The 19,623-nt window shown below is 66.8% G+C and carries 18 protein-coding genes; 15 read left to right on the top strand and 3 right to left on the bottom strand.

The features are described 5' to 3' along the window. Positions 1–5: 5 nt before the first annotated feature. Together flhA and TZ53_RS02540 are read left to right on the top strand one after the other, a co-directional pair. Entirely contained in the window at positions 6–2,126 is a 2,121-nt protein-coding gene (flhA, locus tag TZ53_RS02545; protein ID WP_025548577.1) for a flagellar biosynthesis protein FlhA, read from the top strand. Between the two features lie 12 nt (positions 2,127–2,138). Beyond that, a complete protein-coding gene (locus TZ53_RS02540) occupies positions 2,139–2,876 on the top strand; it encodes a sigma-70 family RNA polymerase sigma factor (protein ID WP_025548576.1) in 738 nt (245 codons plus the stop codon). A 63-nt stretch (positions 2,877–2,939) separates the two neighbouring features. On the opposite strand, the gene mdoH is transcribed toward TZ53_RS02540, so the two are convergent. From mdoH to TZ53_RS02525, 3 genes are all read right to left on the bottom strand, one after another. After that, positions 2,940–4,832: a glucans biosynthesis glucosyltransferase MdoH gene (gene mdoH, locus TZ53_RS02535; RefSeq protein ID WP_044660320.1), complete on the bottom strand. Its 1,893-nt coding sequence runs from the start codon at positions 4,830–4,832 to the stop codon at positions 2,940–2,942. An 87-nt stretch (positions 4,833–4,919) separates the two neighbouring features. After that, complete coding sequence (locus tag TZ53_RS02530; RefSeq protein WP_044660319.1) at positions 4,920–6,431, bottom strand: glucan biosynthesis protein; 1,512 nt, start codon at positions 6,429–6,431, stop codon at positions 4,920–4,922. A gap of 224 nt (positions 6,432–6,655) precedes the next feature. Continuing rightward, positions 6,656–7,474, bottom strand: a complete 819-nt coding sequence (locus TZ53_RS02525) for a flagellin N-terminal helical domain-containing protein (RefSeq protein ID WP_025548572.1) — start codon at positions 7,472–7,474, stop codon at positions 6,656–6,658. Positions 7,475–7,809: 335 nt separating this feature from the next. Here TZ53_RS02525 and TZ53_RS02520 point away from each other — a divergent pair, with 335 nt between their 5' ends. From TZ53_RS02520 to fliP, 13 genes are all read left to right on the top strand, one after another. Continuing rightward, on the top strand, positions 7,810–9,054 hold the full coding sequence (locus TZ53_RS02520; protein WP_044660318.1) for a sigma-54-dependent Fis family transcriptional regulator: 1,245 nt from the start codon (positions 7,810–7,812) through the stop codon (positions 9,052–9,054). 13 nt (positions 9,055–9,067) lie between these two features. After that, positions 9,068–9,427 (top strand): flagellar hook-basal body complex protein FliE, encoded by a 360-nt coding sequence (gene fliE, locus TZ53_RS02515; protein WP_025548568.1) that lies wholly within the window; start codon positions 9,068–9,070, stop codon positions 9,425–9,427. A gap of 1 nt (position 9,428) precedes the next feature. Continuing rightward, positions 9,429–11,180 carry a flagellar basal-body MS-ring/collar protein FliF gene (gene fliF / locus TZ53_RS02510; protein WP_044660317.1) on the top strand — a complete coding sequence of 584 codons (1,752 nt, stop codon included), beginning with the start codon at positions 9,429–9,431 and terminating at the stop codon, positions 11,178–11,180. Next, entirely contained in the window at positions 11,173–12,186 is a 1,014-nt protein-coding gene (fliG, locus tag TZ53_RS02505; RefSeq protein ID WP_025548566.1) for a flagellar motor switch protein FliG, read from the top strand. The genes fliF and fliG overlap by 8 nt, the downstream gene beginning before the upstream one ends. Continuing rightward, positions 12,173–12,805, top strand: a complete 633-nt coding sequence (locus TZ53_RS02500) for a FliH/SctL family protein (RefSeq protein WP_037482187.1) — start codon at positions 12,173–12,175, stop codon at positions 12,803–12,805. Before fliG ends, TZ53_RS02500 begins: the two co-directional genes overlap by 14 nt. After that, entirely contained in the window at positions 12,805–14,133 is a 1,329-nt protein-coding gene (locus TZ53_RS02495; protein WP_025548563.1) for a FliI/YscN family ATPase, read from the top strand. Before TZ53_RS02500 ends, TZ53_RS02495 begins: the two co-directional genes overlap by 1 nt. After that, complete coding sequence (locus TZ53_RS02490) at positions 14,130–14,555, top strand: hypothetical protein (RefSeq protein ID WP_025548561.1); 426 nt, start codon at positions 14,130–14,132, stop codon at positions 14,553–14,555. The genes TZ53_RS02495 and TZ53_RS02490 overlap by 4 nt, the downstream gene beginning before the upstream one ends. Continuing rightward, entirely contained in the window at positions 14,548–16,428 is a 1,881-nt protein-coding gene (locus TZ53_RS02485; RefSeq protein ID WP_044660316.1) for a flagellar hook-length control protein FliK, read from the top strand. The genes TZ53_RS02490 and TZ53_RS02485 overlap by 8 nt, the downstream gene beginning before the upstream one ends. Continuing rightward, positions 16,425–17,084 (top strand): flagellar basal body-associated FliL family protein, encoded by a 660-nt coding sequence (locus TZ53_RS02480; protein WP_025548560.1) that lies wholly within the window; start codon positions 16,425–16,427, stop codon positions 17,082–17,084. Before TZ53_RS02485 ends, TZ53_RS02480 begins: the two co-directional genes overlap by 4 nt. Before the next feature lie 50 nt (positions 17,085–17,134). Beyond that, positions 17,135–18,019 (top strand): flagellar motor switch protein FliM, encoded by an 885-nt coding sequence (locus TZ53_RS02475; RefSeq protein WP_025548558.1) that lies wholly within the window; start codon positions 17,135–17,137, stop codon positions 18,017–18,019. Next, positions 18,016–18,354, top strand: a complete 339-nt coding sequence (gene fliN / locus TZ53_RS02470; RefSeq protein ID WP_025548556.1) for a flagellar motor switch protein FliN — start codon at positions 18,016–18,018, stop codon at positions 18,352–18,354. The genes TZ53_RS02475 and fliN overlap by 4 nt, the downstream gene beginning before the upstream one ends. A gap of 85 nt (positions 18,355–18,439) precedes the next feature. Further along, positions 18,440–18,706, top strand: coding sequence for a FliO/MopB family protein (locus tag TZ53_RS02465; RefSeq protein WP_025548555.1), 267 nt, complete (start codon positions 18,440–18,442; stop codon positions 18,704–18,706). 97 nt (positions 18,707–18,803) lie between these two features. Beyond that, positions 18,804–19,583 carry a flagellar type III secretion system pore protein FliP gene (gene fliP / locus TZ53_RS02460; RefSeq protein WP_025548553.1) on the top strand — a complete coding sequence of 260 codons (780 nt, stop codon included), beginning with the start codon at positions 18,804–18,806 and terminating at the stop codon, positions 19,581–19,583. Positions 19,584–19,623: the final 40 nt, after the last annotated feature.

The following is a 19,623-nucleotide window of genomic DNA, read 5'->3' as shown; positions in this document are numbered from 1 at the left end:
CCGATATGACTCCCGCCCAAGTCAAAGCGAAGATCTGGATGAGCGCCGCCAAGGGAGCGGTGTTGCCCATTGCGACGCTGATGGTCGTGCTGTTCATGATGGTGCCGGTGCCGGCGATCATGCTGGACGTCGGCTTCATCACCAACATCATGATCAGCCTGGCCGTGCTGATGGTGGCGCTGAACGCCGCCAAGCCGCTCGACTTCTCCAGCTTTCCGACGGTGCTGCTGTTCGCGACGCTGCTGCGGCTGGCGCTGAACGTCGCGTCGACCCGCGTCGTGCTGGTGAACGGGCATGAAGGCACCGATTCGGCAGGCCATGTGATCGAGGCGTTCGGCCATTTCCTGATCGGCGGCGATTATGTCGTCGGCATCTTCGTCTTCGCGATCCTGATGATCATCAACCTGGTCGTGATCACCAAGGGCGCGGGCCGCGTGTCGGAAGTCAGCGCCCGCTTCACCCTGGACGCCCTGCCGGGCAAGCAGATGGCGATCGACGCCGACCTGAACGCCGGCCTGCTGACCCCGGAAGAGGCCAAGGTCCGCCGCCGTGAAGTGGCGACCGAGGCGGACTTCTACGGATCGATGGACGGCGCCTCCAAATTCGTGAAGGGCGATGCGGTCGCAGGCATCCTGATCCTGGCCATCAACATCGTCGGCGGCATCATACTGGGCGTGGTCAGCCACAAGCTCAGCATCGGGGAAGCTGCCCAGACCTATATCATCCTGGCCATCGGCGACGCGCTGGTCGCGCAGATTCCGGCGCTGCTGCTCTCCATCGCCGCCGCCGCCATCGTGACGCGGGTCGGCAGCGAGGACGATCTGTCGAACCAGATCACCAGCCAGTTCGGTTCGGGCAAGGCCTGGATGCCGGTCGCGGCGATCCTGACTTTCCTGGGTATCCTGCCCGGCATGCCGCACATGATCATCCTGCCCGCCGCCGCGGTGGCGGGCGGCATCGCCTGGCACCTCCGCAAGTCGAGCCAGCGCAAGGCGGCCGAGCCCGAAGCCGCCGCCCCGCCGCCCAACCCGGCGCTGATCGAATGGAACGACGTGTCGGACGGCGCCGTGCTGGGGCTGGAGATCGGCTATGGCCTGATCAGCCTGGTGGACGAGCGCAAGGGCGCGCCGCTGATGGCCCGCATCACCGGCATCCGCCGCCAGCTTTCGAAGGAACTGGGCTTCGTCGTGCCGATGGTCCGCGTGAAGGACAATCTGGCGCTGGAGCCCAATCAATATCGCATCACCATCGCCGGCGTCGTCGTGGGCGAGGACGAGATTTTCCCCGACGACCTGCTGGCGCTGGACAGCGGCGCGCTGGAGGGAACGGTGTCCGGCCGCGAGGCGAAGGACCCGACCTTCGGCCTCGACGCCGTCTGGATTTCGCCCGCCAAGCGCAGCGAAGCGGTGGTCGCGGGCTATACGGTGGTCGATCCGCCGACGGTGGTCGCCACCCATCTCAACCAGCTTATCGCCATGAACGCCAGCGAGATGTTCGGCCTGGACGAAGCGCGCAAGCTGCTCGACAACCTCAAGGACGCCGCGCCGCAACTGGTCGACGGCCTGACGCCGGGGCTGCTGAACCTGACGCAGATCAGCGCGCTTTGCCGCGCCCTGCTGGCGGAGGGCATTCCGCTCAAGGATTTCCGCCGCATCTGCGAGGCGATGGTCGACGCGGCGCGGCCCGACATGACGCTGGACCAACTGGTCGAGGCGGTGCGTCAGCGCATCGGTTCGCTGATCATCCAGGGGCTGGTGCCGGTGAAGATGCCGCTGCCGGTGATCACGCTGGACGGCGATCTGGAAGCGTTGCTGGCGCAGGCGATGCGGGTCGCGGGCGATGCCCGGCACCCGATCGAACCCGCCCTCGCCAACCGCATCATAGAGGCGGTGGTCACGGCGGCCCGTCCGCTGCTGGGGCAGGCGCGCAACTTCGCCATCGTCACCTCGCCGCTCGCGCGGCGGGCGCTGGCCCGGCTGTTCAAGCCGCATCTGCCGGAGACGCCGGTGCTGTCCTTCCTGGAAATTCCCGATGGCAAGGGCGTGGAAGTCGTCGCCGTGGTCGGCGGCGAGCAGCGGCCCGCGCCGCGCCACGACCCCCTGCCGACACGCGAACGCGTTGCCTGAGGAGCCTGACCGATGTTCATGAATAGGGTCGTCGCCGGTTCCGACGCCAACACCTATGGCCGGTCCGCCCATGCCAACTCGCCCGAACGGCTGGCGCGCCAATATATGCCGCTGGTGCGCAAGATCGCCTGGCATGTCCATGGCCGGGTATCGAGCGCCATCGAGATCGAGGACCTGCTCCAGATCGGCATGGTCGCGCTGGTCGAGGCGGCCAATGGATTCGAGGATCGGGGCCTTGGCTTCGCCTCCTATGCGCAGATGCGCGTGCGCGGGGCGATGATAGACCATCTGCGCCGCCATGCGACGATGACGCGTTCCGCCATGTCGCAGCGCAAGCAGTTAGGGGCCATCCGCAACCGGCTGGAGCAGAAGCTGGGCCGTGCGCCGCTGGAGGCGGAGATGTCCGCCGAAATGGGGCTGGACCCCGCCGCCTATCGCGAAGTGGCGGATGGCTGCGAGATGGTGCAGCATAGCAGCATGGACGAGGTCTATTCCGACCAGTCCATGTGGTTTGCCGATGTCGAGGATCGCGCCGACGATGTGATGGAGCGGGAATCGCTCAAAGCCGCGCTCGCCAAATGCATAGGCGACCTGCCGCAGCGGGAGGCGCTGGTGCTTCAGCTTTATTTCGTCGAGGAACTCAATCTGGAGGAGATCGGCGCGACGCTGGACATCGGCGCGGCGCGGGTGTGCCAGATCAAGAAGGCTGCGCTGGACAGGCTGCGCGAGAAATTGCGGGATTGGGACTGAGTCCCTTCGCTTTCCTTCAGGCGTGCCGTGCTCCTGCGCAGGAACACGGTGTTTCAGGATCGACTAACTGTCGTTCGCGGCGTTGGAGAAGTCCTTGATCGGCGCATTGTCCAACTGCAACTGCCGATAGCGCGTCTTCTGGTAATTCTGCATCCGCCACCAGGGTTCCGCCACCTGGAACAGCCCGCTTTTCGCGACATGGCTGCCCCAATCCTTGCGCGCCGTGAAGGCCGCGAAGAAGGGCGCCAGCACCAGACCCGCCGCCACCGGCACGATCCAGCCCAGCGATGTATCGGACTCGACCGCCAGCAGCGTCAGCCCCACGCCCAGCAGGATATGCCATTTGAACAGCCAGATCGCCGGCAGCATCCGCATGCCGTCGCGGTCGCGGGTCTGGCCGTTCCAGCTGCTCTTGCGGCCCATCAATATGCCGAACAGGTTGATGGTCTGCGTGAGCATGCTGATCGGCGCCATCAGGATCGACAGCGCGATGTCCGCGATCACGCCGCGCATCATGCGCACTCCGCCGCCGAAACCGATGCGCCGTGCAGGATCGGCCAGCGCCCAGAGCAGCGCCAGCAGCTTCGGCCCGAACAGCAGCACCGCCGTCAGCGCCAGCAGGCCGCCCGACGGCAATATGGCGCTCGGCGGCCAGACGCCCGCCGCCGCGCCGCCCAGCACCACCAGCATCAGCGCCAGCCACAGCGGCGAGGTGCAATAGGCCGACGCCCCCACGAAGAGCTGGAACTTGCTGACCGGGTGCATGCCCCTGATCTTAGAAAGGAGGGGGATGTGCTGGATATTGCCCTGGCACCAGCGGCGGTCGCGGGTGGCGAGATCGGGCAGGGAAGGGGGAAATTCCTCGAAACTGTCGTCGGCCATGACGATATGCACGTCCCAGCCGCGACGGCGCAGCAGGGCCGCCTCTATCATGTCATGGCTCATGATATGCCCGCCGAAGGGCGCGCGTCCCGGCAGTTCGGGCAGGCCGCAGCTCTGCGCGAAGGCCCTGGTCCGCAGGATCGCATTATGGCCCCAGAACATGCCTTCCGACCCTGACCACCAGATCATGCCGGCGGCGGAAATGGGGCCGAACAGGCGGCTGGCGAATTGCTGCCAGCGGGCGAACAGCGTCGACGCGCCGACGATCGACGGCACGGTCTGGATCAGGCCGACATGCGGATGCCGCTCCATATCCGAAGCCAGCCGCGCCATGGTCTGGCCGCTCATCACGCTGTCCGCGTCCAGCACGATCATATAGTCATAGGCGCCGCCGAAGCGTTCGACCCATTCCGCGATATTGCCCGGCTTGCGCCCGACATTGAGTGCGCGGCGGCGGTAATGGACGGGGCGGGAAAAGCCCTTGCGCATCTTCAGATAGGCGGCGCGCTCCTTCTCCCCATTTTCCGGGTTGGAATCGGAGAGGATGAAGAATTCGAACCGCTCGCCCCCCATGACCTGTGCCAGCGAGCGCTCCATGATCGACAGGCGGCCGAGCACGCCCTGAAAATCCTCATTGCAGACAGGCAGCAGCACGGCGGTGCGCCCGCGCAGCGCCGCCGTCGACCGCGCGCGATAGGGACGGACGCCCGGGCCGCGCCCCATGGTCAGCAGCAGGAAACCGATCAGGCTGGTGGCGAAGCCGAAGGCGATCCAGGCGAAGAGCGGGATGAAGAGGGCGAGATAGACGCCCTCCCATGCCGAAATGCCGTCCAGGCCGATGGAACGCCGCATCTCATGCGCCGCCATGGAGGCAGGCAGCAGCGCCAGCAGCACCACCAGGGTGCGCCGGGCCCAGAGGTCGATGTTGAACGGACGGTGGGGCAGGTCGCGCGGGGTCGCGGAAAAATCCTGCGCGGGCATGGCCAGGGGCCTCTCCGGGGGAAGATGCTCGAACGCCCTGACGGTCGCCATTCCGCCGGCCCTGTTGCTGTGCACGCCACCCGTTGCTTTCATGCCCGACTCGTTTCGCCAGATTTCACGGGCTCGAAACCCGTCACCAGAACCGCCTTGAACCCGGCTGGTTCCCTTGTCGCCCTTAATTCACGCGCCCAGCGGGTAATGCACATATTCGCTGAACGGGCGATTGCCAGCCCTGAGCTGGGCGCGGATATCGGTCGGCCTGCCCCGGTCCCGACGAATATCCAGGACCATCCGGAACATGTCCTTCTGGTGCAGGACCGGATAGCCGGCCTTCTTGACCAGCGTTCCGCCGGCAAGGTCGACCCATATGTCCGGCCTGCTTCCGGTCGGCACGCCGGCGAAGTCGACCAGGAAACGGTCGACCCCGGCTTCGCCCGACTGCCCGGTCCAGATATTCTCCACCGTGGCAAGGCCGGCGGAAGCGGGCGCGCGGGCGGCGGACCAGTCCAGCCGATAGCTCGCCTCTATCCGGCTGCCCGCGCGGGTGGGCGCGGCGGGGGTCCAATAGGCCGCGACATTGTCGGTATATTCGCTGTCGGTCGGAAAGGCGTAGAGCCGCACCTGTCCGGCGCCCAGCGGCTTGCGGCTGGTCGCCCATAGGGAAGGCCGCCGTTCGTAGAAGACGCCGTCATCCTGATAATGGTCGAAATTGCGGTCGCGCTGGAGCAGCCCGAAGCCCTTGGGATTGCGCTCCGCAAAGACATCGACGCGGGGGGCGGAGGGATTGACCAGCGGACGGCAATGGACGGTCCCATCCGCGCCGGCGATGGAAAGCAGGTCGGAATCGTGGATTTCCGGCCGCCAGTCGGTGCGGGTGCGCCGGTCGGCCTGATCGTACCAGAACATGCTGGTCATCGGCATCAGCCCCAGTTCCGCGATCGCCTTGCGCGTGAACAGCACGGCGTCGACATCCTGCCGCACGCCCTGCGGCGTCAGTTCATTGGCGAAGCGGTAGGCGCCGGTGAGCGACGCGCTGTCCATCAGCGCATAGACGGTGACGCTGCTGCGCCCGGTCCGCTCCAGCCAGAAATGGGTGAAGCGGGGAAATTCCTCCTTCCCCGCGATGCTGGTGTTGATGGCGACGGCGCGGGCCGAAAGCCCGAACTGCCTTTCGGCGGGGGCGCGGAAATAGGTCGCGCCCAGAAAGGACAGCCAGTCGCCGTCCCGCGCCTGATTCATGATGCGGAAGCCGGCAAAGCCCGCATCGGGGCCCAGTGCGCGCACCGCATTGCCCGGCGGCGCGTCGAACATGGCGGGATCGTAGCGCAGCGGCGTCGCCCGGCCTTTTTCGACCAGCGCGATCTCCACCGGCTGCTGCACCGTGCCGCTCAGGGGGAACAGGCGGATGCCGGTATCGTCGCCGCTTTCGTTCCAGATGGTCCGCTCGTCACGGAAGCGCGCCTCGTTGAACGCATCATAGCCGATCCTGTCGGCGCCGGGGAAGAAGGGCGTCACCATGAACGCGCCGCGGGCGAGGCGCTGTGCCCGGGCGATCAGCATGGTCCAGGAAAAGGCCTCGGCCCGGTTCTGGGCCAGCACGGAATGCGGCAGCAGCAGCGCAGCGCCGGACGCCGCGATCACTGCGCGGCGTCCGATTCCTGTCGAAGAATTGTTGGTCATGGCCGTCATCATGGGTGCGACAACCGCCAATGCAAGTGTTTCGATCCCGCATTGATTGGAAACCGGCCGATCGACAAATGCGATGAAGCCTCCGCCCGGGGGGACGGAGGCTTCGTTATGCTGGTCGTTTCATCGAAGTTTTTACCCCCGGCGCGGTGGGGACTGTAAATGCGCCGGGGGCGGCATGACCGGCCGGGGTGACCAAAACCCCAGCCGGTCAATCTGAGTGTCGCCGCTTAGCTGATCAGCTTCAGCACGCCCTGCTGGCTCTGGTTCGCCTGGGCCAGCATCGCGGTCGAGGCCTGGCTCAGGATCTGCTGCTTGGCGAGCGCGGTCGTTTCGGCCGAGAAGTCGGCGTCCTCGATGCGGCTGCGGGCGTCGGTCAGGTTGGTGACGTTGGCCGTCAGCGTGTTGACCGTCGATTCGAGGCGGCTCTGCGTCGAACCCAGCGTGGCGCGGGCGGTCGAGACCGACTGAAGCGCCGTGTCATAGAGCGCCAGGGTGGCGGTGGTCGCAGCCGAGCCGCTCACGGTGGCGGCGCTGGCGCCGACGACGGCCGAGAGGTCGATGCCGCCGACGGAGAGCGAGACCGAGTCGGCCGCGGTCGAACCGGCCTGGATCGTGATCGTCGCCGCCGTGGTCGGGAACAGCGAGATGCCGTTGAACTTGGTGTTGGTCATCACGCTGTTGATCTGGGTCGACAGCTGGTCGAGTTCCGAGGTGATGTTCGCCTTCGAATTGGTGTCGTTGGTGCCGTTCAGCGCCTGGACGGTCAATTCACGCATGCGCTGCAGCATGTTGCTGACTTCGCCCAGCGCACCTTCCGCCGTCTGGGCGAGCGAGATGCCGTCATTGGCGTTGCGGATGCCCTGGGTCATGCCGCGGATCTGCGAGGTCATGGTCGATGCGATGGCAAGGCCGGCCGCGTCGTCCTTCGCGCTGTTGATGCGCTTGCCGGTCGACAGGCGTTCCATCGCGGTGCTGAGCGCCTTGCTGGCCTGGGCCGAAGCATTGGATGCACGCAGCGCCGAGGAGTTGGTTCCGATAACAGTCATTTTGATACCCTTTCGTTCGTTCAGGTCGCTGCCATCAGGCTGCTTGCGGCCTCGAAAGGGGATAACGGCACCGGAAAAAAAGCTTTTAGGGCGGGGATGATTTTTTCTGCTATTTTCTTGAAAAGGCCCGTAAACAGGGCATTCGAGCCCCTTTGCGGGGGCCGATATATCCATGAAGCGGCGAAAAGTTCCGCCTCGGCGGAAAAAAATTGCCGTTATGCGGCAAGGGGTTTGCCGCATTAACCATATGCTAACCACAGTCGGGCAGTTTCAACGCATCGAAGGGGTCAGGGGCGTGCGGGGGCACAAGCCGGCCAAAACATGGGGACAAGTTCATGTCATCGTTGGACGTGAGCCAAGGAGTCTGCGCGCTCGTTCCGGGCCTGCAGCACTGGCTGGAAAATGCGTTCTTTACCGTCCGGATCGTGGACGCCCAGAGCCCGCGCGAGCGGGAAGACCGGCGCGTGTTGCTGGCCACCGAAATCGGCCATGCGACCCATCGCGACATATTGATCAACCTGATCGACGGCCTGCCCTCGCTGGTGCCCGCCGCCAACGGCCTGCCTGCCCGCGTCGCCTTCGGCCTTGAGGATATGGGTTTCGCCTTCGCGCTGATCGCGGAGCTGGCCCGTCCCGCTGCCGTTCCCGCGGTGGGCGACGCCGGCAGCACGCGGCTGATGACGCTGGCCGGCCGCGTGGCGCGCAGCGACGCCACCGTGCTGATCCAGGGCGATACGGGCACCGGCAAGGAAGGCATGGCGCGCTTCCTTCATGCCCAGTCGGGCCGCGTGACCCGCGACTTCATCGCCGTCAATTGCGCGGCGCTGCCCGAAACCATGATGGAGGCCATGCTCTTCGGTCACAAGAAGGGGAGCTTCACCGGCGCGGCCAATGCGTCCGAGGGCCTGTTCCTGGCGGCGGACGGCGGCACGCTGTTCCTCGACGAAATCGCCGAACTGCCGCTCAGCCTTCAGGCGAAGCTGCTGCGCGCCCTGCAGGAAGGCGAAGTGCTGCCCGTCGGCGCGACTCATCCGGTGCCGGTCAATGTCCGCATCATCGCGGCCTGCAACCGCAACCTCGCCGCCGAAGTCGCTGCCGGCCGCTTCCGCGAGGATCTCTACTGGCGCCTCAATGTCATGCCGCTGGAGCTGCGTCCGCTGGCCGAGCGCCCGGGCGACATCGCCGCCATCGCCGCCGCCATGCTGCTGCGCCAGCAGGACGCCTTCGTCTGGCCGACCGCCGCGGCGCTGGAAAAGCTGACCGGCCATGTCTGGCCCGGCAATGCCCGCGAGCTGGGCAATGTCCTTCAGCGCGCCGTGGTCCTTCGCGACGGCGACCGTATCGATGCCGACGACCTGCACATCACCGGCGCGCCGCAACTGCGCATCGTGGAGCAGGTCCTGGCGCCGGCCGATCCGATCCGGCTGCGCGACGTGGCGCATAACAGCAAGCTGGAGGCGGTCCGCGCCGCCCTTCGCGAAACGGATGGCCATCGCGCCGCCGCCGCCCGCAAGCTGGGCATTTCCGAACGTACGCTGCGCTATCGGCTTGCCGAGATGCGCGAGCGGGCGGCGGCCTGAGGAGGAATAGGGCATGTCCGGAATTTCTCCGACCGATAGCGTGATGGCGATCCGCAACGCCATCCTCCAGAAGAACGCGGCGCTGCGCGACGTCGCCCAGACCGGCAATGTCGGCCCTGGCTCCGCGGTCGGCACCAATGGCGCAACCGCGCCGGGCGGCTTTACCGATGCGCTGAAATCGGCGCTGGAGCAGGTGAACGGCCTGCAGAACCAGGCGGGCGAAGCAGCCGCCTCGTTCGAACGGGGGGAAACCACCGATATTGCCGGGGTCATGCTGGCCAAGCAGCAGGCGTCCGTCAGCTTCGAAGCCACCCTTCAGGTCCGCAACAAATTGCTGTCCGCATACAAGGACATCATGAGCATGCCGGTGTAATATGAGCGAGAACGCACTCACCCCCTCCGTCGGCGGCGCCGCCGCTCTCCCGGCCACCAGCCCCGCCTTTCCGGGCGGCGCGAAGGGCGTCGATGCGCTGAAGGCGCGCTTCACCGGCTTCATGAAGCAGCCCGCCGTGGCGAAGAGCCTGCCGCTGCTGGGCCTGCTGGGCGTCGTCGCGACCGCTGGCGCGGCCTGGCTCGCCCTGCGCGAACCGCCGCAGCGCGACCTGTTCCGTGCCCTGCCCGATGCCGACAAGTCGGCGGTTGCGAGCGTGCTGGACCAGAATGGCATCCGCTACGACTTCGACAATTCGGGCAGCATGACCGTTGGCGAGGACGATTATTTCAAGGCGAAGATGATGCTCGCCGCCCAGGGCCTGCCCAAGAGCGCGCCCGACGGCAACAGCATGATCGACAGCCTGCCCATGGGCGCATCGCGCGCGGTGGAAGGCGAAAAGCTGCGCTCCGCCCGCGAAATGGACCTGGCCCGCACCATCGAAGCGATCGACAGCGTGGAGAGCGCCAAGGTCCACCTTGCGGTCGAGCCGCCCAGCGTCTTCCTGCGCGAACGGTCCAAACCCTCCGCATCGGTGATGCTGCGTCTTGCCTCCGGCCGGTCGCTGACCGACCAGCAGGTCAGCGCCATCGTGCATCTGGTGGCTTCGTCGATCCCGGAACTCAATCCGGAGGACATATCGGTCGTCGATCAGAATGGCCGTCTGCTCAGCAATAATGACAGCAACGCCGCCGACGACCGCCAGTTGGCCGTCCAGACCAAGATGGAGGATCGCTATCGCCAGTCGGTGATCGCGCTGCTGACGCCGATTCTGGGCGCGGGCAAATTCTCGACCGAAGTGCATGCCGAACTGAACTTCGCGGAGCGGCAGGCGACCCGCGAAACCTATCCGCAGGATGAAGCGCGTCTTCGCAGCGAACAGGGCACCTGGGCATCCGACCCGCGCGGTCAGGGCGCGGGCGGCGAAGCGAGCGGCATTCCCGGCGCGCTCAGCAATCAGGCGCCGGTCAATCCGACCGTGACGCAGACCAATCCCAATGGCCAGGCCGTCGCGCAGGGCGCCGCCAGCGCCCAGACCGCAGCCCAGCCCGGCACGCCGCCCAATCCGCTGATGAAGACCGAGGAAACCTTCAACCGCAGCTTCGAACTGGGCCGCGAGGTTTCCGTGACCAGGGACGCTATCGGCACGGTCAAGCGCCTGTCGGTCGCGGTCGCGCTGGACAACGGGCCCGACGGCAAGCCGCGTTCGGCGCAGGAGATCGCGGCCCTGGAGGCTTTGGTGAAGGGGGCGGTCGGTTTCGACCAGGCGCGGGGCGACGTGGTGGCCCTTTCCGCCCGCAGCTTCGCCAAGGAAGAAGTGGTTCAGGCGCCCTGGTATGAAGCCGGATGGGTGTCGCCGCTGGTGCGCAACGTCTCTGCGCTGCTGGTCGCCCTGCTGGTGATCTTCGGCATCGGCCGGCCGCTGCTGAAGCGCCGCGCCGCCGCTCAGGCCGCCGCCGCCGAACAGGTCGCCGCCGAGGGCCAGAAGATCGGCCGCGAAATCTCGACCGAGATCACCCGTCAGGCGACGGTCAACCCGGATGGGTCGACGCCGGTCACGCTCGACATGATCTCCTCCACTTACGACTATGCCCAGCGCGCCGACCTGATCCGCAATTTCGTGAAGCAGGACCCCGATCGCGCGGCGCTGGTCGTCCGCGACCTTCTGAAGGAAGGGAAGAAGGAAAATGCCTGACGCCGCCACCGCCACGGCGCTGAAGGGCAGCGCCGCCGCCGCCGTCCTGCTGATGCTGTTCGACGAGGATGAGGCCGCGCAGATCCTCTCGCGCCTGGAGCCGGACGAAGTGCGCCAGCTTGGCTATGCGATGTACGATGTGGCCGACGTGCAGGTCGAGGAAGTCAATGAGGCGCTCGATCATTTCGTCACCAAGGCGAAGAAGCGCACCACTATCGGCTATGGCGCGACCCGCCATATTCGCGGCGCGATGACCAAGGCGCTGGGCGAGGAGCGGGCCGAGAATATGCTGGCCCGCATCACCCCGCCGACCCGCTCCACCCAGCTTGAGATGCTGAAATGGATGGACGCCAAGGAGATCGCCGTGCTGATCGAGGCGGAGCATCCGCAGATCATGGCCATCGTCCTCGCCCATCTGGAGGCGCCGATCGCCGCCGACGTGCTGCAATTGCTGCCGACCGAATATCAGGAAGAAGTGGTCTACCGCATCGCCACGCTCGGCCCCGTGTCGAACGAGGCGCTGGACGATCTGGAGCAGCTCCTGCTGCGCGGCAACATGGCCAAGAAGCAGGGCGGGGCCTCGCAGCGCGGCGGCACCATCGAGGCGGCGGCGATCATGAACAATGTCCGCAAGGAGAATGAACAGCGCATCATCAAGGCGCTGGCCAAGCGGGACAAGATGGTCGCCCAGACGATCGAGGAGGAGATGTTCGTCTTCGACAACCTGATCGACATGGACGACAAGAATATGGGCACGCTGATGCGCACCGTCGACAGTTCGATCCTGGTGGTCGCGCTGAAGGGCGCGAACGACATGCTGAAGGCGAAGATATTCGGTTCCATGTCCGCCCGCGCCGCGCAGGCCATTGCCGACGAGATCGAGGAACGCGGGCCGATCCGCCTGGCCGAGGTCATCGACGCGCAGAAGCTGATCATCGCCACCGCGCGCCGCATGGCCGATGCGGGCACCATCATGCTGGGCGGCAAGGGGAATGATTTTGTCTAAGCTCTGGAGCAATGCGGAAGTCGCCAGCATACCGCTGGGCGGCATGGGACAGGTGACGAGCGGCGGCTTCCGCAGCCTGTTCGCGCCTGCGCATGCCGCGCCCGGCCAGCCGGTGCATGACAGCATTCCGGAAAGCGAAGAGGATGTGCTGGAACAGGCGCGGATCGAAGCCTTCGCCATGGGCTTCGACGAAGGCAGCCGCGTGACGGCGGAAGCCCATGCGGCCGAGACGCAGGCCCGCCAGCAGCTTGCCCAAGCGCTGGAACTGCTGGCGCCGGCGCCCAGCGGCATGCTGTCCACCATGCTTTCCGCGACCGTGGTCCGGCTGGTGGAGCAGATCGTGGGCGAGGTCGAGATCGACATCGAACGGCTGCTCCAGCGCTGCGACAGCGTGGCCGCCTTCATCGAGGACAATGACGAAAAGGGCGCGCTGCACCTGCATCCCGACGACATCGAACTGTTGGAAGGCGAGAGCATCGGCGTGAAGCTGGTGCCCGACGGCGCGATGCAGCGCGGCTGCGTGCGCCTTGAAACCGCCGACGGCTGGGTCGAGGACGGCCCGGATGTGCGTCTGTCGCGCCTGCGCGCCCTGCTGGACGATATGGAGGGCAAGGCCTGATGATTCGCGCCTCGCTGGCCCAGGCGGAAACGCTGTTCGACCATATGCAGGTGCAGAACCGGCAGCCGCGCCATGTCGGCCGGCTGGTCAGCCATGATGCGGGCATGCTGGAAGTCACCGGCTTTCGCCGTCCCATCGGTGCGGGCGCGCGGGTGATCGCTTCGGACGGGACGGTCTGCCGCGCCGAGGTTGTGGGCTTTCGCGGCGACAGGACGCTGCTGGTGCCGCTCGACAGCGACGCGCCGCTGGAAAATGGGGCGCGGGTCGAACCGGATTCCCAGGCGACCATGGTGCAGGTGGGCGAAGGCCTTATCGGCCGCGTCATCGACGCCATGGGTCAGCCGCTGGACCGCAAGGGGCCGATCATCGCGGGCGGGTCGTGGCCATTGAACGGCGTCAAGGGCAATGTGCTCGACCGGGGCCGCGTCACCGAGCCGTTCGACCTGGGCGTGCGTGCGGTGAATGCGCTGCTGACCGCCGGACGCGGCCAGCGCATCGCGATCATCGCGGGGTCCGGCGTCGGCAAATCGGTGCTGATGGGCCAGATGATCCAGGGCGCCGAAGCCGACATCGTCGTCGCGGGCCTGATCGGGGAGCGCGGACGCGAGGTCAGCGATTTCCTGGAGACCAAATTGAAGGGCGCGATGCACAAGAGCATCGTCGTCGCCGTGCCCGCCGACCATCCGCCGGTGCTGCGCCTGCGCGCCGCGGCCCGCGCCACCGCCATTGCCGAATATTTCCGGGCGCGGGGCAAGAAGGTGCTGCTGCTGATCGACAGCCTGACCCGCTGCGCCCATGCCCAGCGCGAGATCGGGCTGGCATTGGGCGAACCGCCCGCGATGAAGGGCTATCCGCCCTCCGCGCTGGCGCTGATCCCGCGTCTGGTCGAGCGCGCCGGCGTCGACGCCCGGACTGGCGGGTCGATCACCGCGCTCTACACCGTGCTGGCCGATGGCGACGATACGGACGATCCGATCGTCGACGCCGCCCGCGCCATTGTCGACGGGCATTTCGTGCTGTCGCGCCATCTGTCGGAACAGGCGATCTTCCCGGCGATCGATGTCGGCAAGTCGCTGTCCCGCGTCATGGCGGATGTCGTGCCGGACGAGCATCGCCTTGCCGCCGCCGCCTATCGCCGCCTCTGGGCCGCCTATGAGGAAAATCGCGACCTCATCCTGATGGGCGCCTACCGCCCCGGCAACGATCCGGTGATCGATGAAGCCGTGCAGCGGCGACAGGAAGTCCTCGACTTCATTCGTCAGGATCAGAAGAGCTTCATCGACCTCGACACCAGCGCCCATGCCCTGATCGCCGAGTTCGGCGCGTGAAGGGCGAAGTCGCCCGCCGCCAGCGCGTGCTGCGCGTCCGCCATGTCCAGCATGCCATGGCCGCGGCCGAAACCGCCCGCGCCCGCGACGAGGCGGAGGGCCTTGCCCGCAATGTCGAGCGGCTGCGCAATGTGCGGAACGATCTTTTTACCGGGCAGGGCGTCGCAACTGGCGCGAATTTTGCAGCGATGCAGGAACTGGCGGGCCGTCTGGAACAGGCGGGGCGCCAGTTGGATGGTGCGCTCTACGATGCGCGCCGCAAGGTGGAGGTCAAGGAAGGCCTTTCCCTCGCGGCCAATCGGGATCGCGAAATCGCCGTGAAGCTCAAGGATCGCGCCCGCGCGGACCTGGAGGAATGGCGGGAGAACAAGCTTGCGGCTCTGCCGCGCTATCGCCGGATGCAGAGGACAGGAGATGTCTGACGTGAACATGCTGACCAGCCTCAAGGCGCTGCTCTTTTCCTCGGCGGCGACGCCGATGCCCGCCGATGGCGCGGCTGCGTCGGCCGTGCCTGCGGAGGGGGCGGCGGATTTCGCCCAGCTGCTGAACGGCACGATGGCCGCTTTGCCCGAAGCGCAGGAAAGCGCGGGGATCGCGGGCCCGCCGCAAGGGATCGCCCCGGCGGTCGCGGATGAAGCCGAGGGCATGGAGCCCGCACTGCCCAAGGCCGGCAAAGCCGATGGCGGCGATCCGGAGGTCGAGACGGCTTCCCCCTTGCCTTTCGGTCTGGCCAACGCATTGAGGGCGGTGCAGAGCCACCGCAAGGATTCGCTGCCGCTGCCGCCCGGACTTGCGAGGAAGATCGACGCGCCAGCCGAGGCCGCCGTTCGGGAGACGGCGCCTGCGGTGGATGCTGGCCCTATGGTGGATGCCGGCCCTGCGGTGGATAGCGGTTCCGTCGAGGAGGTCGCGGCGGAAATGCCTGCTGCGGCGCCGGTCGCGATGGAAGAGGGCGAGGTCGGCGGGCCGGAACTGCCGGTCGCGACGCCCGATCCCCAGGTCAAGGCCCCGCGCCCCGGCAAGGAAACCAGGCCGGAAAAGGTGGATGCCTTGCCCGAAGCCGCGGCGGTGGAGCATGCCGACGAGCCGGCGGAAGCCGAGCCGGGCGACAGCGACAGGCCGAAGGAGCAGGCCGAGGCGGCACAGGCTCCGGCAACGGTCGTCGCTGCTGTCCAGATGCCGGCCCCGCCAAGCGTTCCGGCGCAGGCGCTGCCGCCATCCACAGCCCCGGTCGCGCAAACGGCGCCCGCCAAGCCGGATCGCGGCAAGAATCTGCCGGTAGCGGCGCCCTTGCCGCCTCAGTCTGCCGGACAGCCGGTTCCCGCCCAGTCGACGGTTGAACCGACTCCCGTGGCGGACGCCCCTGTGCAGCCAGCCATTGAAGCGCCTGCGGCATCGGCCGACCAGCCGGAAGGCCCGGTTCCCGCTGCGCATCCCGGCAGCGGCCCGGTGAAGTCCGAGGCGCTCGCCCTGCTCCAGCTCGTGCGCGATCAGGTCGCTGCCCGCCAGCCGGGCACGCCGGTCCGCGCCGGGGAACCGCTCGCGGCCCGCGTCGAAACGGGCAGGGCCGCCACGCCGGTCGATGCCGTGCCGGCCCATGCCGTCCAGCATGACCCGGTCGATGCCGTGCCCCCGATGCCGCTCGCCCAGCCCGTTTCCGCGCAGCCGGTGCCGTCGGCCGTCGCGCCGCCGCCGGCCGACCTGTCCGCCAGCCTTGGCGCGCAGATCGTCGACATGGGCGTTTCCGGCCAGTGGATCGACGGCCTCGCCCGCGAGATTGCCGGGCTGTCCGCGAACGGTGCGCAGGGGCGGTTCCAGATCAACGCCGACCAGCTTGGGGCCGTGCAGGTGGACATCCGCCAGGGCAGCGACGGCGCGGCGGTCAGCCTGACCGTCGCCAGCGAAGCCGCCGAAATGGCGCTGCGCCAGGACAGCGACCGTCTGCGCCTTGATGCCGGACTTTCGGCGGTGCGCATTGCCGAGGTGAAGATCGAACGCGCGCCTCCTGTCGCGGAAGCGGCGCGGGCGGACAGCGCCAATCAACAGCAATCCTCCCAGCAGCAGGGCGCGCAGCAACAGGGTTCCCAGGGCGCGAACGCATGGGCGAACAACGGCCAGAACATGGCGCAATCGCAGGGGCAGGGCCGTTGGCGTCCCCAGGAAAATAGCGCATTCGCCCCTAAAAATTCCGGCGATCCGGCCGTTCTTAACCATGACGAGCTGCGCCATGCCGGCAATCCCGCCGCGCGCGCGCTATGCCTGACGACATGGATTGCGGGGGACTTTGACCGATGAGTGACGACGCCAAGCCGAAGAAGAAAAAGGGCGGTGGGATGAAGATGATCCTGCTCATCGTCATCGCCATGGTCGTTGGCGGGGCGGGCGCGGCCGGCGGTCTTTACGCCGCGGGTTTCTTCAGCCCGAAGGAAGAAGGGCCGAAGGAAGATCCGAACAAGCCCGTGCTCGTGCTGGCGGGGGAAAATGCCGAGGAAGTGGCGAAGGCCCATGGCTATGCCGGCGGTGGCGGCGGCGAAGGCGGCGGGCATGAGGGCGGCGGCGGGGGTCATGCCCCTTCGGGCGTCCATGTCCCGGCCAAGGGCATCGACCTGCCCAGCCCGGCCAATCCCGCGGCCTATCAGGCGACCTATTTCCAGCTTCAGACGCCGTTCACCTCCAACATGTCGGATACGGACGCCTTTGCGCAGATTTCCATCGCCGTTTCGACCTATTACGACATTCGCGTTGTCGAGGCGATCAAGGTCCATGAGATGGCGATTCGCAGCCAGGTCCTGATGATGCTGGCCGAACAGCCGGTGGAGGCGCTGTCGACGCCGGAGGGGAAAAGGGCGCTTCAGGGGAAGATCAAGGGCATTATTAACGACATTCTGAAGCAGAAGACGGGCTATGGCGGCGTCGATAACGTTTATTTTACCAATTTCGTTATTCAATAGGGCTGCCTGATCGGCGGGAAGTCCCCCGCCCGGGACGGCTGGGGACTGAAATGACCGACGTTCAAGCCTACGCCTTCGGGCGGGGGGAATCGCAGGCGCCGCTGATGCTGTCGGGGCTGGACCGGCTGGGCGAAAAGCTCGGCCGGCGTTTGCGCGCCCTGATCGAGCCGATCGCCGGGGTTCGCCCGCATGTCGCCGCGCAGGACGCGCGCGCGCTGGAATTCGGCGCCTGGGCGCATGAGGTGCCCGGCTCCTCCAGCATCGGCGTCTATCGCCTGGCGCCGCTCAAGGGGCAGGTGCTGCTGCGGCTCGATGCGGCGATGATCTCGACGCTGGTCGACTGTTTCTATGGCGGCATCGGCAATCGTGCGCTGCCGCCGCGCGGCGAGTTCACGCCGACCGAAGATCGCCTGATCGCGCGGATTTCCGATGCCTTCATGGCCCGGCTGGTGGAATGCTGGAGCGACATGCTGGCCATAGAGGCCGGTCTGATCGTCCGGGAAACCGGCATCGGCTTCGCCGCCGCGGCCCAGCCGGGCGAGCAGATGGTGCTGCAACGCTTCCTGATCAGCATCAGCCGCGATGCCGAATGGCCCGTCGACCTGCTGTTCCCGCTGTCCGCGCTGCGCGCCGTCGAGTCGTTGACGGGCAGTCGCATCCCGATCGACGACGAACGCGCCGACCCGGTGTGGCAGGCGCGCATCGCCCACCGCATGCGCGACATCCGCCTGCCCGCCCGCACGGTGCTGGCGCGTCCTGACCTGTCCCTGGCCGAGCTGATGCAGCTCAAGGCCGGCGACATCATTCCCGTCACCATCAACCGCAGCCTGCCGCTGATCGTGGGCGACCGTATCGTCGCGCACGGCTCCATCGGCGAACAGGATGGCCGCGCCGCATTCCAGATCGAAAAGCTTGCACAGGAAACCGGACAATGAGCGACATGAGCGAAGCCCCCCGCCTTGACAGCGTGGGCGAGGACAGCATTTCCCGCATGGTGAACAACCGCCAGTTCCGGTTGCTGGCCGACATTCCCGTCCGCATGTCGGTGGAGGTCGGGTCGACCTCGCTCCGGCTGGCGGAGGTCATGGATCTGAGCGAAGGAAGCGTCGTGGAACTGGACCGCCAGGCCGACGACCTGCTCGACATCATGGTCAACGGCGCGCTGATCGCCAAGGGAGAGGTGGTGACGGTGAACGGCCGCTACGGCATCCGCATCGTCGAAATCGCGGCTGCCGAAAGCCGGCTGGCGGGCGTCGAGCGGCGCGGCTGAAGCGCAGGCGGCAGATTTACCGCTTGCCTTGCGCGCCAATCTTTCGGAACGGATGACGAATTAACCATCTTCGCGGAAAGCCCTCATGATCTGGTATTTCGTCAAGCTGCTGATTTTATTGCCTCTGGTCGGCGGCATGGCCTTCGGCGCGCTGTGGCTGTGGCGCAAATATCAGCCGGGCATGATGGCGGGGCAGAACGACCGGTCGCTCAAGGTGCTGGAAGCATTGCCGATGGGGACGTTCGGCAAGCTCGCCGTCGTGGAGTTCGAGGGGAAGAAGATCCTGCTTTCCGTGACGCGGGGGCGGATCGAGAAGATCGCGGAAGGCGACCCTTATCGTGCCGGGCGCTGACCTGCTTGCCACCGTCATTCCGGCGCAGGCGGGAACCCCTCTCCGGACCTCGGGTCCGCAGGCTGCTGCCGGGGGATGGGTCCCCGCCTGCGCGGGGATGATGAAATGGGGCGTGGTGGCGCTGCTGCTGCTGACCCTGGTCCTTGCCATGCCCGCCTTTGCGCAGGCCGCGCCCGCCGCTCCGGCGCCCGTCGACAATGGCGGCGCGCTGAGCCGCGCCATGGGGCAGATCAGCGGCGACGGCCGTTCGCTGTCCCTATCGCTGCAGATCCTGATCCTCATGAGCCTGCTGACGGTGTTGCCGTCGCTGATCCTCATGATGACCAGCTTCACCCGCATCATCATCGTCCTGTCGCTGCTGCGTCAGGCGCTTGGCCTGCAACAGACGCCGCCCAATCAGGTGCTGGTCGGCCTGTCGCTGTTCCTCTCCCTGTTCGTGATGCGGCCGGCCATTGACCAGATCAACGCCCAGGCCTTCGATCCCTATGGCAAGGGGCAGATTTCCATCGAGGAGGCGGTGGGCCGTTCGGGCAAGGTGCTGCACGGCTTCATGACCAAGCAGACCCGCGAGACGGACCTCAAGCTCTTCTCCAATCTGGCGGAGGCGCCGGCCTTCCGCTCGCCCGCCGACATTCCCTTCTCCATCCTGCTGCCGGCCTTTGTGACGTCGGAACTGAAGACCGCTTTCCAGATCGGCTTCATGATCTTCCTGCCGTTCCTGATCATCGACCTTGTGGTCGCATCGACGCTGATGGCGCTCGGCATGATGATGCTGTCGCCCACGATCATCTCCATGCCGTTCAAGCTGCTGCTGTTCGTGCTGGTGGACGGCTGGGCGTTGACCATGGGTTCGCTGGCCGGATCGTTCGCGACATGAAGGGCTGGCGCTTCTCTCCTCCAGACGGCTCCGGGGCGGG

Origin of the sequence: Sphingobium sp. YBL2 (genome assembly GCF_000943805.1) — a bacterium.
In the GTDB taxonomy this organism is placed as follows: domain Bacteria; phylum Pseudomonadota; class Alphaproteobacteria; order Sphingomonadales; family Sphingomonadaceae; genus Sphingobium; species Sphingobium fuliginis.
This window is presented reverse-complemented; position numbering and strand designations above follow the sequence as displayed.